This is a genomic window from Streptomonospora sediminis (assembly GCF_054778995.1).
Genome location: NZ_BAAGYZ010000144.1, coordinates 1 through 14,760, shown reverse-complemented (window position 1 = coordinate 14,760; position 14,760 = coordinate 1). Strand labels below are relative to the sequence as shown.

The 14,760-nt window shown below is 69.9% G+C and carries 14 protein-coding genes; 10 read left to right on the top strand and 4 right to left on the bottom strand.

Annotation, left to right across the window (positions count from 1 at the left end):
• The first annotated feature begins 480 nt into the window (after positions 1–480).
• From nrdR to ACYVD5_RS26925, 8 genes are all read left to right on the top strand, one after another.
• On the top strand, positions 481–1,017 hold the full coding sequence (gene nrdR / locus ACYVD5_RS26960) for a transcriptional regulator NrdR (protein WP_461003969.1): 537 nt from the start codon (positions 481–483) through the stop codon (positions 1,015–1,017).
• Between the two features lie 133 nt (positions 1,018–1,150).
• Positions 1,151–3,994 carry a vitamin B12-dependent ribonucleotide reductase gene (locus ACYVD5_RS26955; RefSeq protein WP_461003968.1) on the top strand — a complete coding sequence of 948 codons (2,844 nt, stop codon included), beginning with the start codon at positions 1,151–1,153 and terminating at the stop codon, positions 3,992–3,994.
• 254 nt (positions 3,995–4,248) lie between these two features.
• Entirely contained in the window at positions 4,249–4,689 is a 441-nt protein-coding gene (locus ACYVD5_RS26950) for a ribbon-helix-helix domain-containing protein (RefSeq protein ID WP_461003967.1), read from the top strand.
• Positions 4,671–5,105 carry a type II toxin-antitoxin system VapC family toxin gene (locus ACYVD5_RS26945; RefSeq protein ID WP_461003966.1) on the top strand — a complete coding sequence of 145 codons (435 nt, stop codon included), beginning with the start codon at positions 4,671–4,673 and terminating at the stop codon, positions 5,103–5,105. The genes ACYVD5_RS26950 and ACYVD5_RS26945 overlap by 19 nt, the downstream gene beginning before the upstream one ends.
• Before the next feature lie 931 nt (positions 5,106–6,036).
• Positions 6,037–7,218 carry a beta-1,3-glucanase family protein gene (locus tag ACYVD5_RS26940; protein ID WP_461003965.1) on the top strand — a complete coding sequence of 394 codons (1,182 nt, stop codon included), beginning with the start codon at positions 6,037–6,039 and terminating at the stop codon, positions 7,216–7,218.
• A gap of 153 nt (positions 7,219–7,371) precedes the next feature.
• Positions 7,372–7,788, top strand: coding sequence for a prevent-host-death protein (locus ACYVD5_RS26935; protein WP_461003964.1), 417 nt, complete (start codon positions 7,372–7,374; stop codon positions 7,786–7,788).
• Entirely contained in the window at positions 7,785–8,210 is a 426-nt protein-coding gene (locus tag ACYVD5_RS26930) for a cytotoxic translational repressor of toxin-antitoxin stability system (RefSeq protein ID WP_461003963.1), read from the top strand. The genes ACYVD5_RS26935 and ACYVD5_RS26930 overlap by 4 nt, the downstream gene beginning before the upstream one ends.
• A 99-nt stretch (positions 8,211–8,309) precedes the next feature.
• On the top strand, positions 8,310–8,738 hold the full coding sequence (locus ACYVD5_RS26925; protein WP_461003962.1) for a CBS domain-containing protein: 429 nt from the start codon (positions 8,310–8,312) through the stop codon (positions 8,736–8,738).
• A gap of 62 nt (positions 8,739–8,800) precedes the next feature.
• Here ACYVD5_RS26925 and ACYVD5_RS26920 read toward each other — a convergent pair whose 3' ends face one another.
• Positions 8,801–9,112 (bottom strand): hypothetical protein, encoded by a 312-nt coding sequence (locus tag ACYVD5_RS26920; protein ID WP_461003961.1) that lies wholly within the window; start codon positions 9,110–9,112, stop codon positions 8,801–8,803.
• Between the two features lie 444 nt (positions 9,113–9,556).
• On the opposite strand from ACYVD5_RS26920, the gene ACYVD5_RS26915 reads away from it, so the two are divergent.
• Positions 9,557–11,374: an SPFH domain-containing protein gene (locus tag ACYVD5_RS26915; protein ID WP_461003960.1), complete on the top strand. Its 1,818-nt coding sequence runs from the start codon at positions 9,557–9,559 to the stop codon at positions 11,372–11,374.
• A complete protein-coding gene (locus ACYVD5_RS26910; RefSeq protein WP_461003959.1) occupies positions 11,371–12,822 on the top strand; it encodes an SPFH domain-containing protein in 1,452 nt (483 codons plus the stop codon). The genes ACYVD5_RS26915 and ACYVD5_RS26910 overlap by 4 nt, the downstream gene beginning before the upstream one ends.
• Positions 12,823–13,009: 187 nt before the next feature.
• Here the strand turns inward: ACYVD5_RS26910 and ACYVD5_RS26905 are convergent, their stop codons facing one another.
• From ACYVD5_RS26905 to ACYVD5_RS26895, 3 genes are all read right to left on the bottom strand, one after another.
• Entirely contained in the window at positions 13,010–13,201 is a 192-nt protein-coding gene (locus tag ACYVD5_RS26905) for a hypothetical protein (protein WP_461003958.1), read from the bottom strand.
• A gap of 265 nt (positions 13,202–13,466) precedes the next feature.
• The gene (locus ACYVD5_RS26900) at positions 13,467–14,108 is read right to left on the bottom strand and encodes a hypothetical protein (RefSeq protein ID WP_461003957.1); all 642 of its coding nucleotides are present in this window, start codon (positions 14,106–14,108) and stop codon (positions 13,467–13,469) included.
• Positions 14,109–14,180: 72 nt separating this feature from the next.
• On the bottom strand, positions 14,181–14,760 hold a 580-nt coding region (locus tag ACYVD5_RS26895), incomplete at its 5' end, for a hypothetical protein (protein WP_461003956.1).

Genomic DNA, 14,760 nt, shown 5'->3' with positions numbered 1-14,760 from the left:
CGCTGTTGAACGGCTCCACCGCAGGTGGCGCCGGTGGCCGCCATCTGCTGCGAGTCCACTGCGGGTTCCTTCTCCTGCGCGCTGCGCGACGGCGCCGCAGACCCCGGAGGCGCCGGCGAATGTGGGGGTCGGCACACCGCTGCGGCCGCGCGGGCGGCTGCGGCACAGACACGCCCGGCTACCTCCCGCGATCGTCTGCGGGGTGACCAGCGGGAAACGTCCGGACGACGCTCAAGGGACTTGCGTGGTGGGTGTGACAGTCGTAGGTTAACCACAAGATCTAGTGCTCGCCCTGGAACAAGCAGCCTAGAAATTGTGCTTTAGTAGGTACCCGGTCGCCACGGATCCCCTGTCCTGCAGGCGGTTCCGCAGGAGACCGGAGTCCGGACCGCCGCCCAACGCGCATCCGCATCCGCGGGCCGCGCCGCGGCGTCCGGGCGCCGCAGCCATTCGAACGATCACGGGGGAGGACACGCCGCAGTGCACTGTCCGTTCTGCCGCCAACCGGATACCCGGGTGATCGACAGCCGCTCCACAGAGGACGGCTCGGCCATCCGGCGGCGCCGGTCCTGCCCGCAGTGCGAACGCCGCTTCACCACGCAGGAGACGGTCCTGCTGATGGTGGCCAAGCGCTCCGGGGTGACCGAGCCGTTCTCCCGGGCCAAGATCGTCGCCGGTGTCCGCCGGGCCTGCCAGGGGCGGCCGGTCACCGAGGATGCGCTGGCCCAACTCGGCCAGCGGGTCGAAGAGGAGATCCGCTCCCGCGGCACGGCCGAGATTCCCGCCAACGAGATCGGATTGGCGATCCTGGGCCCGCTGCGCGAGCTGGACGAGGTCGTCTACCTGCACTTCGCATCGGTCTACCGCGGCTTCGAGTCGCTGGCGGACTTCGAGAGCGAGATCCGGCTGCTTCGGGCCGACCGGGAACACGGCGGTCCCGAGCCGGAACCGGAGCAGCCCGAGGAGCGGGAGCAGCCGGAGCCGGTGGCGCAGCCGGCCGGCGAGCACGAGGACTAGGCCGCGGCCGCCCCGGCCGGGCGAGCACGAGGACCAAGCCGCGCCGGCCCCGGCCGGCGCGAGCACGACGCACCGCATCCAGCCGGGTGGGGCGGTGCCTGATTCGGGTTACATGAGGAGCAGGGGGAGCGAGATGACGGAGACCGCTAGCGGGACGGCCCGCAAGGGGAAGGACCGCCGCAAGGGCCTGAAGATGGAGCGCATCTTCACCCGGCCCGGCGTGCACCCCTACGATGCGGTCGAGTGGGACCGGCGCGACGTCGTGATGACCAACTGGCGCGACGGCTCGGTCAACTTTGAACAGCGGGGCGTGGAGTTCCCCACCACCTGGTCGATGAACGCCACGCAGATCGTGGCCAGCAAGTACTTCCGCGGCGCCACGGGCACCCCCGAACGCGAGTGGAGCCTCAAGCAGCTCGTCGACCGGGTTGCCGGCACCTACACCGAGACCGGTAAGGCCCACGGCTACTTCGCCACCGACGACGACGCCGAGATCTTCGACCACGAGCTCAAGCACGCGCTGGTCAACCAGCTCTTCAGCTTCAACTCGCCGGTCTGGTTCAACGTCGGAACCGCCTCCAAGCAGCAGGTCAGCGCCTGTTTCATCCTCTCCGTGGACGACACCATGGAGTCGATCCTGGACTGGTACAAGGAAGAAGGGATCATCTTCAAGGGCGGCTCCGGGGCCGGGGTCAACCTCTCCCGCATCCGCTCCAGCAAGGAGCTGCTCTCCTCCGGCGGCACGGCCTCGGGCCCGGTGTCGTTCATGCGCGGCGCCGACGCCTCGGCCGGAACCATCAAGTCCGGCGGTGCCACCCGCCGCGCCGCCAAGATGGTCGTGCTCGACGTCGACCACCCCGACATCGAGGACTTCGTCGAGACCAAGGCGCGCGAGGAGAAGAAGATCCGCGCGCTGCGCGACGCCGGGTTCGACGTCGACCTGGGCGGCTCCGACATCGTCAGCGTGCAGTACCAGAACGCCAACAACTCGGTGCGGGTCTCCGACACGTTCATGCGCGCCGTCGAGTCCGGATCCGACTTCGGACTGACCTCGCGCACCAGCGGCGAGGTCGTGGCCACCGTCGACGCCAAGGAACTGTTCGGCAAGATGGCCCAGGCCGCCTGGGAGTGCGCGGACCCGGGGCTGCAGTACGACGACACGATCCAGGACTGGCACACCAACCCCGAGACCGGCCGGATCAGCGCCAGCAACCCGTGCAGCGAGTACATGTCGCTGGACGATTCGTCCTGCAACCTGGCATCGATCAACCTGCTGGAGTTCCTCGGCGACGACGACGTCTTCGATGTCGAGTCCTTCGTGAAGCTGACCGAGCTGGTCATCACGGCGATGGACATCTCCATCACCTTCGCGGACTTCCCCACCGAGAAGATCGGCGACACCACGCGGGCGTACCGCCAGCTCGGCATCGGCTACGCCAACCTCGGCGCGCTGCTGATGGCCACCGGCCACGCCTACGACTCCGACGGCGGGCGCGCGGTCGCCGCCGCGATCACCTCGCTGATGACCGGCACCGCCTACAAGCGCAGCGCCGAGATGGCCGGGGTCGTCGGCACCTACGACGGCTACGCCAAGAACGCCGACGCCCACAAGCGGGTCATGCGCAAGCACGCCGCCGCCAACGACGACCTGCGCACCATCGGTGCGATGGACCGCGAGATCTCCACCGCGGCCACCTCGGCCTGGGAGCAGTGCCTCAAGATCGGCGAGAAGAACGGCTGGCGCAACGCCCAGGCGAGCCTGATCGCGCCCACGGGGACCATCGGCTTCATGATGGACTGCGACACCACCGGCATCGAGCCGGACTTCTCGCTGGTCAAGTACAAGAAGCTGGTCGGCGGCGGGTCGATGCAGATCGTCAACCAGGCCATCCCGCGGGCGCTGGCCAACCTCGGGTACCACAAGGAGCAGGCCGAGGCGATCGTCGAGTACATCGCCGACAACGGGCACGTCATCGACGCCCCCGGGCTGCGTCCCGAGCACTACGAGGTCTTCGACTGCGCCATGGGCAAGCGCTACATCAAGCCGATGGGCCACGTCCAGATGATGTCGGCGGTGCAGCCGTTCCTGTCCGGGGCGATCTCCAAGACGGTCAACGTGCCCGAGGACGCCACCGTCGCCGACTTCGAGGAGATCTACTTCCAGGGCTGGAAGCTGGGCCTGAAGGCGCTGGCGGTCTACCGCGACAACTGCAAGGTCGGCCAGCCGCTGTCCACCGCGGCCACCTCGACCAAGGAGAAGGAGCAGCCCGAGCCCGAGGTCATCGAGGTCAACCGCCCGGTGCGGCGCCGGCTGCCCAAGAAGCGGCCGAGCCAGACCGTGTCCTTCTCGGTCGGCGGCGCCGAAGGTTACATCACCGCCGGGTCCTACCCCGACGACGGCCTCGGCGAGGTCTTCATGAAGCTCGGCAAGCAGGGCTCCACGCTCGCCGGGGTCATGGACGCCTTCTCCATCGCGATCTCGATCGCGCTGCAGCACGGGGTGCCGCTGGAGACCTACGTCGACAAGTTCACCAACATGCGCTTCGACCCGGCGGGGATGACCGACGACCCCGACATCCGCATGGCGCAGTCGGTGGTCGACTACATCTTCCGCCGCCTGGCGCTGGACCACCTGCCCTACGAGGAGCGGGCGGCGCTGGGCGTGCTCTCCGCCGAGGAGCGCCGCGCCCAGGCCAACGGTGAGGACCCCGCGCAGGTCGCGGCCCAGGTGGAGTCCTACGCCCAGTCGGCTCCGCTGACACCGGCCGACAGTTCGTCCGAGGAGCAGGGCCAGGAGCGGACCGGCGGCACCGCCGACCCGGACCGCGGCGAGCCGCACACGACCACCGAACTGGTCGAACGCAGCCAGGGCTTCGTCGCCGACGCCCCGCTGTGCGTCACCTGCGGCACCAAGATGCGCCCGTCGGGCAGCTGCTACGTCTGCGAGGGCTGCGGCTCCACCAGCGGCTGCAGCTAGGGTCCGCCCACCCGCTGCCCTGTTGACCGGGCCGTGCGCTGGTCAACGGGGCGGCGGGCCCGCAACACCATCGGGGAGCCGGCATGCGCCGGCTCCTCCTTTTTTTCGGTTCGGTGGGCAGGCCGCCGCGAGCCCCCACCCGACTTCTGCTGCCGCACCGCAGTCCCCGCGCGGTTGGTCGCGGTGTGGTTGGCGAAAACCGGGGCAGGAAGTTACTACCATCGGTAGCATCTTCGTCCATGAGGGTTGAGCCTATGGAGACCGAGTACTCCCGAAGGACGGAACCGCAAGAGCGTTCGTCCAGCACGCTTATTCGCCACCTGGTGGCTAGTTTGCAATCGATCGGATCGGGAGCTCCGAGCGCCGGGCTGTCCGGTGTTCACGACCGCGGAAACGCCGCCTCGCCTGGGTCCTGGGCGGGTGCGGACGAACCGTCCGCTCGTGCTGCGCAAGACAGTTCCGGAACCGACACTCGGGCACGCAAAGTAAGCGTCTCCATTCCGGATGACCTGATCGACGCTGTCCGGAAGCGGGTGGGGCGCGGCGGCTTCAGCCGCTATGTGACCGAGGCGGTCGCCAAGCAGTTGGAATTGGATCTGTCGGCGGAGCTATCAGCGCTGCTGGAAGAGCAGTACGGCCCGGTGTCCGAAGAGGCGCTAGCTGAAGCGGAGGCGATGTGGCCCGACGCCGACTAGCTGAAGCCGGTGCTCTGGTACTCGACTGCGAGGGACTTAGGAAGATCGCGGCCGGCAACGAAAAGGCACGAGCGTTGCAGGTGACCGCGCTCCGGCGCCGCGCCCGCATCGTCGTCAGTGCGCTCACCCTGACTGAGACACTGCGTGGTGGCCCCCGTGACGCTGCCGTCCACCTTGTACTTTCGCGCGTTGTGATCCTCCCGGTCACCGCCGAGATCGCGCGTTGCGCCGGTGAACTGCTCGGTGCCACCGGGCTCTCCGGCCACCGGTGCGCAATAGACGCCGTGGTCGCCGCCACTGCCCTTGAGCAGCCGCGCCCCGCCGTCCTGATGACGAGCGACCCCGACGATATGAACCGGCTCGTCGAAGAACCGGAACTTGCCAAGAAAGAACGGGTGACCGTCGCGCACGTGTGATCCGCGCACCTGTACCCCCGTTGAACTGGGATCTCCCGGATCGGAGGATTAGATTCGGGAGGGTTTCGGCGCTGGCTGTCCGCTCTTGCCAGCGTTTCCCGTATCCGTACGGCGATGCCGCCCCCCACTTGTGCCCCACCGGTCGCCCCGCCGCACCGTGCGTCTCACCTGGCCCCTTGCGTAGGTTTCGCGACCTCTCTAGCATCGGGGCACAGAAGCGACCGAAACCAACCGTTCACACACAAACCAGCACACAGGTGCAGCAAGAAGGCCCGCATTGACCTGGTGATGCCTGCCGCTTCTCCAGGTTGGGGCGTCCGTTCCGGTACGGTCTCCGCTTTGCGGAACCGCTGTCGGCCGCTTTTCCGGACGCGGATGCGCAATTACCATGACGGGCGTGAGCGGCGTGCGCCCGGAGCCCTTGCACAGCGTTACCGTGCGGGCGCATCGGGAAACCGCCGCCGCAGTGCACCTGAGCACGACCCGCAGGACCCGGAGCGCAGCCCCCTCGGCACACCGCTCCGCGCATTCGAGGACAACGAGCATCTCCGGCTGACTCCCTGACCCGAGGAAGACGAGATGAAGAGCCCGCACCCCTGCCCGAGCGCCCGGCCGCACCCCGCGTCCGGCGCGCCGATGCCCCCGATCACCGTTCCGCCGCCCGCGCAGCGCTGCGGCCCCGGACCGGTCCGTGCCCGGCGACGGGGGCCGATCCCCCCGTCCGCATGCGGGGAGTGAGCCCGACCCGGCCCGCCCGGCATCACGCGGGCTCGTCCGCGAACCCGCAACCTGCATCGCGCGGCCGCCGGTCCTGCCTTTCCGCATGCCCGGATCCCGGCCGCATCCCCCGCGGACGGGCGCCGCGCCGCCGCCACCCGACTTGCGCGCCGGCGTGTGCCCCTCTGCTCCCCCCACCAGAAGGGAACCACCCATGATCAACCGACGTTCGTTCCTGCGCGGCGCCGGCGGGGCCGCCCTGGCCGCCCCACTGCTCGGCTCGGCCGCGTGCGGCGCCTCCACCAGCGGCGCCAACCTCGCGTCCGGAGCCCAGGCCGCCGCCGGGGCGCTGCCCGTGTCCTTCACCAACGAGAGCGGCTACCCCGACAGCGCGATACGCCTCTACATCGTCGGCACCGACCTCACCAACGACAAGCAGAGCCGGGTCCGCCCCGACGGCACCGCCGCACCGGTCCAACTCTCCGACAACACCGACAACGGCTTCACCGACTACTCGATCCCGCTCACCGAGGCCGCCGGCCTCACCCTGCCGTTCATGTCCGGGCGCATCTACCTCGCGCTTGAGGACAAACTGCGCTTCAAGGTCGTCGAGGACGGCAACGGCAACCCGGCGCTGCAGTACCCGGCGGGCTGGGTCGAGAGCGACCCCAACTTCTCCGTCCTGCACGACACCGTGGAGTTCACCCACAACGAATCCGGCATGTTCTGCAACACCTCCATGGTCGACCAGTTCAGTGTCCCGCTGGCCATCGCGCTCAGCGGTGAGCGCGAACAGTCCACCGGCAGGCTCAAGCCCGGCGGGCGCGACCTGGTGTTCGACACCATCGCGGGCGATGCCGACTTCTCCTCGCTCGTAGTCGACCGCCACCGCGTGATCGCGCCCGGGCACGGACTCGACGCCGGCCGCATCCCCGACAACTACTACGCCCCCTACATCGACCAGGTCTGGTCGCGCTACAGCGGCACCGACCTGAAGATCACCACCAACGCAGGCACCTTCACCGGCCGCGTCGACGGGTCGGGCCGGCTGGCGTTCGACGGCGGTGTCACGCCGATCGGCAAGCCCACCACCCGCGACGTGTTTTTCTGCGACGGCGCGCTCGTCGCACCCAACGACGGCATCACCGGCCCGGTCGCGGCGATCCTCGGCGCGGCGTTCAACCGGTCGACCCTGCTCAACACGGCCGACCACCCCGTCACCGACCCCGCGCAGTTCTACAACGCCGACATCACCAACAAGTACGCCGCCGTGTTCCACCAGGCCACCGAGGACGGCAAGGCCTACGGCTTCGCCTTCGACGACGTGTCCGGGTTCGCCTCCTACATCCAGGACCACGCCCCGTCGTCCTTCGAGGTCACGCTGACCCCGTTCTAACCGCCCGCGCTAGAAACCGAACCCCCAGGGCGGGCCGGAACGATTCTCCGGCCCGCCCTGCTGTACACCGCAACACTCCTGGGGAACGCGCCGCGTACGCCACGTACTTGAAGTACGCTAGGGGCGGAAGTCGAGTCCGTAGGAGGTACCGCTATGTCGGCCGTCCACTACGAGAGCTACACCGAGGCGAGATCACACCTAAGGGTGCTGCTCGATGCTGCCCAGCGCGGCAGGGTAGCCACGGTCCGGCGCGAAGGCGCCCTGACGGCAGTGGTCGACGTCGCCCGACTCCGCAACTACCTGGCCGCGGTCACTCCTTCGCATGCAGAAGCGGTGCCTGAGGCTGGGGGATGGTCCATCTACATTCCGGGTCTGCCCGTGGCCGTGGACGGCGCCACTTTCGATGACGCCGTGGGTGAGATGATCCTCGCGCTGCGCGAGTATGCCGAGGACTGGCAGGACCACCTGCTCGACGTCCCCAACCATCGGGACAATTGGGGCCTCGTTCAGCTCATCAGCCTTAGCGACGACGAGCAGTTGCGCGCTTGGATCGTCGGGCAGGCGCCATGACGTGGCCGCGCCCGACACGCGAGGCCCATGAGCGCTTCTGCATAGTCGAAGGATGGCGTCGCATTCGCAGCGCCCGGGGTGGGGCGGGAACGCACCATGTCACCTATGAACTGGCGCTGCCAGACGGCCGCGTGTTGCGTACGCGCAATTCGCGGCCGGTTGATCGCAGTGACTATGGCAAGGCGCTGTGGGGTCACATCCTTCGCGACCAACTCGACGTCGGCGAGGCCGAGTTCTGGGCCTGCGTGTGCGAGGGCGAGCCGCCCCAACGCGGGTCGCCGATTCCTCCGGCGGAAAGTCTGCCCGCTGACCTGGTGCATCTGCTGATTTCGCGGGTGCGGCTCGATGAGTCCCAGGTCGCCGCGATGAGTAGGGACGAAGCCCTGGCTCGCCTGCAGCGGTACTGGCGCGGCGAAGGCTGACCTGAACTCGGCCCTGTCGGCGAGTCGGCCAGGACTCCGTGCGGTTAACGGGCGTGGGCGGTGGGTAGTCCGTTGGGACCCCTTATGGAGGTGACCGCCTTGCTGATCGCTGAGATTCTGCGCAACAAGGGCGCGAGCGTGGTGACCATCGGTGCCGAGGCGACTGTGGCCGACCTGCTCACCCGGTTGGCCCGCTACAACATCGGTGCGGTGGTGGTGGTTCAAGACGGCAGGGTCGCCGGGGTGGCCTCCGAACGCGACATTGTGCGCGGTCTCGACTCCCGCGGGCCCGTCCTGCTGGGGTGCCCGGTCGCCGACATCATGACCGCGGTCGTGGTCACCTGCTCCACTGACGACACCGACGACACACTCACCGTGTTGATGACCGAAAACCGCATCCGCCACGTGCCGGTGCTCAGCTGCGGCGAACTCGTCGGGATCGTCAGCATCGGCGACGTGGTCAAGAGCCGTATCAGCCAGTTGGAGCAGGACCGCCGGCAACTCGAGGCCTACATCACGCAGGGCTGATCCGGGCTGCCCGTCCGGCTCCCGGACCGCTCCGCACCCGCCCTACACGCCGGGGCGCGGGTTCAGGCGCGGTCGCGCCGCCGGTCGGCGACCAGGTGCGCGGCGGCGCCCGTTGCGGCGGTCACCGCCAGCACCGACGGCCAGGCGCCCAGTTTCTTGGCCAGCGGGTGGGAGAGCCCGAATGCACCGGTGTAAACCGCCGAGAGTGCGGCCGCCGCGGGCAGCCCGGCGCTGCGCTGCCAACTCGCGAACGCCGCCGCACCGCAGGCGGCCAGTACGGCACCGCCCAACTGCCGGTTGCCGGTCGCGCGCGCGGCGCTGTACCCGCCGATCAGTCCGGCGGTGGTCAGCAGGCTGCTGGGAACCGAAACCATGGTGCATCTCCTGATCGCTCTGCGAAGACTGTGCCCCGGACCCGGCCCGCACCACCGGCTCGGTCCTGCGCAACGGCGCTGGAGAACCGGCGGGCGCCCGGGCCCGCTGCACTGCCGACGCTATCCGCCCCGCCGCCGCACCGGACCCCGGGGCGCCGACGCGAACCGGAACCGGCCCCCGCACGGCGTTCCGGCCCGTGCCCCGGCCCGTTTCCCGGAGCCGCCACCCCGCCCGACGCCGCAGCGCGGGCGTTGCCGGGGGACGGCAGCGGGTGACCGGTTTCGGACATGGATAGCAGATGGTTATCGTCTGACCGCACCAGTAACCGGCTGATGTGGGACGATGCCCCCACTCTCAGCAGGAGCTCAGCAGGAGCCGCGGAACCGCGACGGTGTCGCCCGCGTCGAATCCGCAGTTCCGCAATCAGCAAGGAGTCGATACCTATGTCCTTCGCGCAGACTGTGCGCGGAGCCGCCTCCTCGGTCGCCCAAGGCGGCGACCCCCGCGAGGCGGTCTCCGACGCGCTCGGCGATGCGGCGGAGGGGTTCGGCCTCGATCCGGGCGATTTCCTCGCCGCCCGCGACCAGGGCGCCTCGGTAGGAACCCGCATCGAGCAGCAAACCTCCTCCCTCAACAACGCCGGCGAGGCGTTGAACCGCAGCTCCTACGAGCGCGGCGACACCGGCCCGGTGCACGTCATCTGCCCGATGGTGATCCCGCGCGGGCGCACCTTCACCACCATGCTCCCGGTGATCGCGCTGCTCGTACTGGGCGTCATCGGCCAGGTCGTCACCGCCCCGGTCTCGGCCTTCACCGGCGTGCTGCTCAACCCGTTCTTCGGGGTGCACTACTGGGTCGTGCTCGCCGCCTTCGCCGTGTTCATGTGGTGGCGCCAGGGCATGGTCATGGTGCCCGACGGCTGCGCGGCCCTGATCACCCGGTTCGGCAAGCTGGAGCAGGTCGTCGGCCCCGGCCGCGTCACCCTGCTCAACCCGTGGAAGCGGGTCTCCTACATCGTCAACACCACCCGCGAGTACCCCTTCAACGCCCCGATCCGCGAAGCGCCCACCAAGAGCGGCGTGCAGGCCTCCATCGACCTGTTCGTGCAGTTCAAGATCGAGGACCCCGAGCAGTTCATCTTCGTGCTGGGCGCCGTGCAGGGCTTCCAGGAGAAGCTGAACAACGCCATCAGCGAGGTCACCCGCAGCCTGATCTACGACCAGCAGGCCTCGGACATCTACGACATGGTCGGCGAGAACACCGCGCGGCTGCTGGAGCAGATCAACCAGCAGTTCCTGCCCGCGGTCCGGCTGACCAACGCCAACATCACCCATGCCGAGCCCTCCGGCCAGGAGTACCGCATGGACCTGGCCGCGCCCGAGATGGTGCGCGTGGCCAAGGAGGCCTACACCTACGAGTACGAGCTGCAGCTGCGCAAGGAGCAGAACGAGGGCGACCTGAACAAGGAGCTGGCCTCGCTGAACGAGACCCTCTCCGCGATCCAGGCCGACATCGCCCAGTACCAGGCGCAGATGGACACCGCGCTGGAGCGCGAGACCAACCGGGCGCGCGCCCAGGCGCGGCAGCGCTTCGTCGAGGCGGAGAGCACGGCCAACGCAAACGCCGCGCTGCTGGAGGCCCAGGCGCTGGACATCCGCGCCGTCAGCGCCGCCGAGGCCCCGGAGATCCTCAACTACCGCTACCAGCAGGACCTGCTGGACAAGCTGGAGTCGGTCGCCGACAGCCTGCCGCAGGTGCTGCACATCGGCAGCGGCGACGAGACCAGCGTCGACTTCCTGCGCGTGGCCCAGGGCATCATCGGTGAAGCCGAATCCACCCTGTTCTCCGACGAGGACATGGAAGCGATCCGCTCCCGCCTGCACGAAATCTCCGACCGGATCTCCGAGCGCGAGGCCGAGATCGCCCGCGTGCTGGAGGAGGACGGCGACGACACCGTCGAGCCGCCGCCGCCCGAGGAGGTCCCCAACGCCGACCGGATCGAGGAGATCCGCCAGTCGGTCAGCGACGAATCCATCGACGAGCGGATCAGCACGGTCGCCGGCGACGACAACGGCGGCGCGCCGTTCCCGGGAGCCGGCTCTGTGCCGGGCGCTGCGGGAACGCAGGACGCACCGCAGCCCGGCCAGGCTCCGCAGTACCCGCAGCAGGCGCCGTACCAGGGCGGTTCCGCCGCGCCCGACGGTCCGCCCGCACCGCCGTGGCCCCAGCGGCCCGGCACGGATGAGGGAGGTCAGCGATGAGCCAGAACCAGCCCGAGCCGGGCACAGGCGGCTCCAGCATCAAGGAGGCGCTCGCCTCCTGGAACGACATCGCGCGCCTGCTGCGCGGCGGCGACCAGGGCGCTCTGGTGCCCGTGGTCATTCCCCGCGACAGCCGCGGCCTCAGGTGGACCATGCTGGTGTGGTTCGCGCTGTACCTGCTGCTGACCGCGCTGCTGCTGGGCATCGTGGGCGGGTTCATGGTGTCCTGGGCGGCGGTCCCCGCGTTCGCGCTGGGTCTGCTCGCGCTGATGCTGGGCCTGCTGTGGTGGTGGCGCTCCTCGATCGTGGAGATCGAGCAGGGCACCGTGGGTGTCCTCACCAAGTACGGCGCGGTCGTCGGCCAGCTCGACCCGGGTCGGCACTACCTGTGGCACCCCTGGTCGCGGGTGGACTTCGTCGTCGACATCTCGACCGAGATCCCCTACACCGCGCCCGTTCTGGCCTGCCCCACGCAGGAGAACGTGCCGCTGAAGTCGATCGAGTTCTTCCTGAAGTTCCGCATCATCGACGCGGTAGCCTTCGTGCGCAGCATCGGCGCCAGCAATTTCGACCTGGTGCTGTCCAACGCCGTGCAGGACGCCATCCGCCAGCGCAGCCGCATGGTCCACACCGAGGGCGCCTACGACCTGCGCGGTTCCGATGTCGCCGACATGCAGGAACTGCTCAACCGCCAGCTCAGCCGCTACGGCGTGCGCATCATGGGATGCAACATCCCCGATGTGCAGCTGCCCAACCAGTACCAGCAGCACTTGGCCACCCGCGAGCGGGTCGCCAAGGAGCTGGTGGCCTACGAGCAGGAGTGGGAGCTGACCCGCAAGCGGCGCATCGACACCCTGCTCATGGACATCGAACGGTCCAAGAAGACCCGCGACGCCAAGATCGTCGAGGTCAACGCGTCGCTGAACAAGGCGCGCAAGGACGTCGCGCAGATGCTGGAGGAGCAGGAGACCGAGGCCCAGCGCGTCCGCTTCGAGATCGAGACCCGAGGCCGGGCGGACCTGGTGGCGGCGCAGAACGAGGCCAAGGCCCAGCGCCGCCTGGCGACCTCCTACCGCGACAACCGCGCGGTGCTGCGCTACGAGCTGGCGCGGCGCCGCTTGGATGTCGGTGCCACCCTGGCCGAGCACGCGCCGCAGCCGATCGTGGTGCACACCGACCCGCAGAACGGCGACTCCTCGCCGCTGACGACCCTGATGCTGGCCCAGTTGCTGCCGGACCTGAGCAGCAGACAAGGCGGTGGCGGCGGGTCGCGTCGGTCGCTGACCACGGGCGGCTCCACCGGTTCCGGCGGTTCCGGCGGTGCCGACGACGTTTCCGAGGCCGCCTCCGACGCCCTCGGCAAGGCCCAAGAGGCCATGTCGGCGGCAGCCGAACGCAGCCAGCAGGGCGGCCAGCAGCAGAACAAGGGCAAGGGCCGCAAGCGGTAGCGGTCCGGCGCCGGCCGGCGGATGCCGGCAGCAGAAAGGGGGGAGGCGGGCGCCTCCCCCCTTTTGCGCTGTTCGGTGGTCCGGTGCGGCCGGGGCGGTACCCCCGCCCGCACCCGGTGGGCCGGGCGCGGGGGTTGCGCCCGGCGGGGACGGTGCGGTCGTGCCGCCGTCCCGCCCGCGGGGGATATCAGGCGGCGTGGGCGAGGGCCCCGTAGCCGCAGTCGATGTCGACGCCGTGCCGTGCCGCGATCTCGACAAGGTCCTCGATCTCGCCGGCCTGCACCAGGCACACGTCCTCGTCGCCGCGTTCGCGCGCCTGCTGCAGTGCGCTCACCGCGTCGTAGATGCGCAGGTGCAGCGCCGTCATGAACTCGTTCATCGCAATACCCCCGTCCCTGAGGAGAACCGCTGTCGCACCCATGTCTACCGACCTTCGATAAAAGGAGGGTGAGACCGGGCCCGCGAAACCGGAAAGTCCGGGCGTGAGTAGTGCCACCGCCCCGCTGGGAACCGGCGGGGCGGTGCGGAAACGTGCTGGAATGCACGCCCGGCAGGGCGGATCGGGCCGCCGAGCGGCGGGCACCGGCCCCGGGCCGACCCGCCGCGCCGGGCGGCCGGTGCGGCAGGTCAGCGCGGGCAGCGGGTCAGTACTCGGTCCACGAGTACCACGGGCCCGAGATGTGCTCGTAGACCACGCCGCCGTGCCCCGCAAGGAACACCTCGGTGGGCAGCTTCTCGGAGCTGAAGGCCAGCCCGGAAGAGCCCAGCAGGCCGGCGCCGCTCACCGTGTAGCGCGTGACACCGTCGTTGGTCACCGACACCGACTCCAGTTCGTACAGCCCCGCCCAGGTTTCGAGCGGAGCCGTGGTGGCGGGCCGGGCGGTGTCGGCGACGGTCCGCAGTTCCGATGCCGAGCTGTCGACCCGAGCCTGGAGCGGGATGTCGCCCACGGACAGCACGATGGCCGCGGCGGCGATCAGCGGCGCGGTGGTCCAGCGCAGCCAGTACCGCATGATCATGGGTCGGGCGATGCTGACCGCGATCCCCAGCCGCAGCGCACCCATTGCGGCCAGGAGTGCGCCCGCGCCCCAGCCCACGATGAGGCTGGGCAGGTGCCCGCCCGGCATGCTGTCTTCGTACAGCAGCACCAACCCGACGAGCACGCAGGCCGGGATGTAGAGGCGGCCCGGAGGCCGCGACGCCCACGAGGACACCCGTTGCCGAGGAGTCGGCGGATGACCGATCTCGATGAGTTTCGCGACCGATGCCTCGTCGGCGGCGGACATGTGCGGATCTTCCCCCTTGGTCGGTGACACAGGCCGACCAGAGGGGTGGTAAGGGGGCCTCGGGCGACCGGGTCAAATACGGGAAGGCCGCGTGAGCGCGGCCTTGCCACCAGGATAAGGGAGCGGCGGCGCTTCCTCAGGACGTCGGCGGGTTCCCTGCCGGCCCGTACGGTCGCGGAGCGCGCCGATACGGCGGCCCCGTGCCCGCGTACGCAGCTTAGCCAGCAGCGCGTCGGCCGACAGCCGGCCCGGTAGCAGCTCCCCGAGCAGGCAAACCGCGGCCAGCGCCACCCACCACGGCGCCGCCCCGCCCGACGCAGAGGCCTGTGCCGCCGGGACGCCGGCGGCGCCCACCGCCGGCAGGCCGGGCAGTTCGGGCAGGCCCGGCACCAGCGCGTCCAGCGGCACCGCCGCGGCCAGCAGCAGCACCCCCGACACCCGCGTGGCCAGTCCGGCGGCGAACGCGGCCCCGCAGGCAAGCACCGCGCCCGCCAACAACGCCGTGTCCGGGCCGCCGTCCAGTGCCGCCCAGGCCGGGGCGGACACGATCCAACCGGCGGCGATGCGGCCGCCCAGTGCGGCCGCGTCGAGCACCGCCGCGCGGACCGCGCCCGCAGCGCGCCGCACCCGTGCCCCGGCGCGTGCGCGCGCG

Bases quoted from the DNA above. Each gene is read 5' to 3' on its own strand.
- ACYVD5_RS26905 (WP_461003958.1), bottom strand. From the start codon at position 13,201: ATGAACGAGTTCATGACGGCGCTGCACCTGCGCATCTACGACGCGGTG.
- ACYVD5_RS26950 (WP_461003967.1), top strand. From the start codon at position 4,249: ATGGAGACCGAGTACTCCCGAAGGACGGAACCGCAAGAGCGTTCGTCC.
- ACYVD5_RS26900 (WP_461003957.1), bottom strand. From the start codon at position 14,108: ATGTCCGCCGCCGACGAGGCATCGGTCGCGAAACTCATCGAGATCGGT.
- ACYVD5_RS26930 (WP_461003963.1), top strand. From the start codon at position 7,785: ATGACGTGGCCGCGCCCGACACGCGAGGCCCATGAGCGCTTCTGCATA.
- ACYVD5_RS26915 (WP_461003960.1), top strand. From the start codon at position 9,557: ATGTCCTTCGCGCAGACTGTGCGCGGAGCCGCCTCCTCGGTCGCCCAA.
- ACYVD5_RS26920 (WP_461003961.1), bottom strand. From the start codon at position 9,112: ATGGTTTCGGTTCCCAGCAGCCTGCTGACCACCGCCGGACTGATCGGC.
- ACYVD5_RS26955 (WP_461003968.1), top strand. From the start codon at position 1,151: ATGACGGAGACCGCTAGCGGGACGGCCCGCAAGGGGAAGGACCGCCGC.
- ACYVD5_RS26910 (WP_461003959.1), top strand. From the start codon at position 11,371: ATGAGCCAGAACCAGCCCGAGCCGGGCACAGGCGGCTCCAGCATCAAG.
- ACYVD5_RS26940 (WP_461003965.1), top strand. From the start codon at position 6,037: ATGATCAACCGACGTTCGTTCCTGCGCGGCGCCGGCGGGGCCGCCCTG.
- ACYVD5_RS26935 (WP_461003964.1), top strand. From the start codon at position 7,372: ATGTCGGCCGTCCACTACGAGAGCTACACCGAGGCGAGATCACACCTA.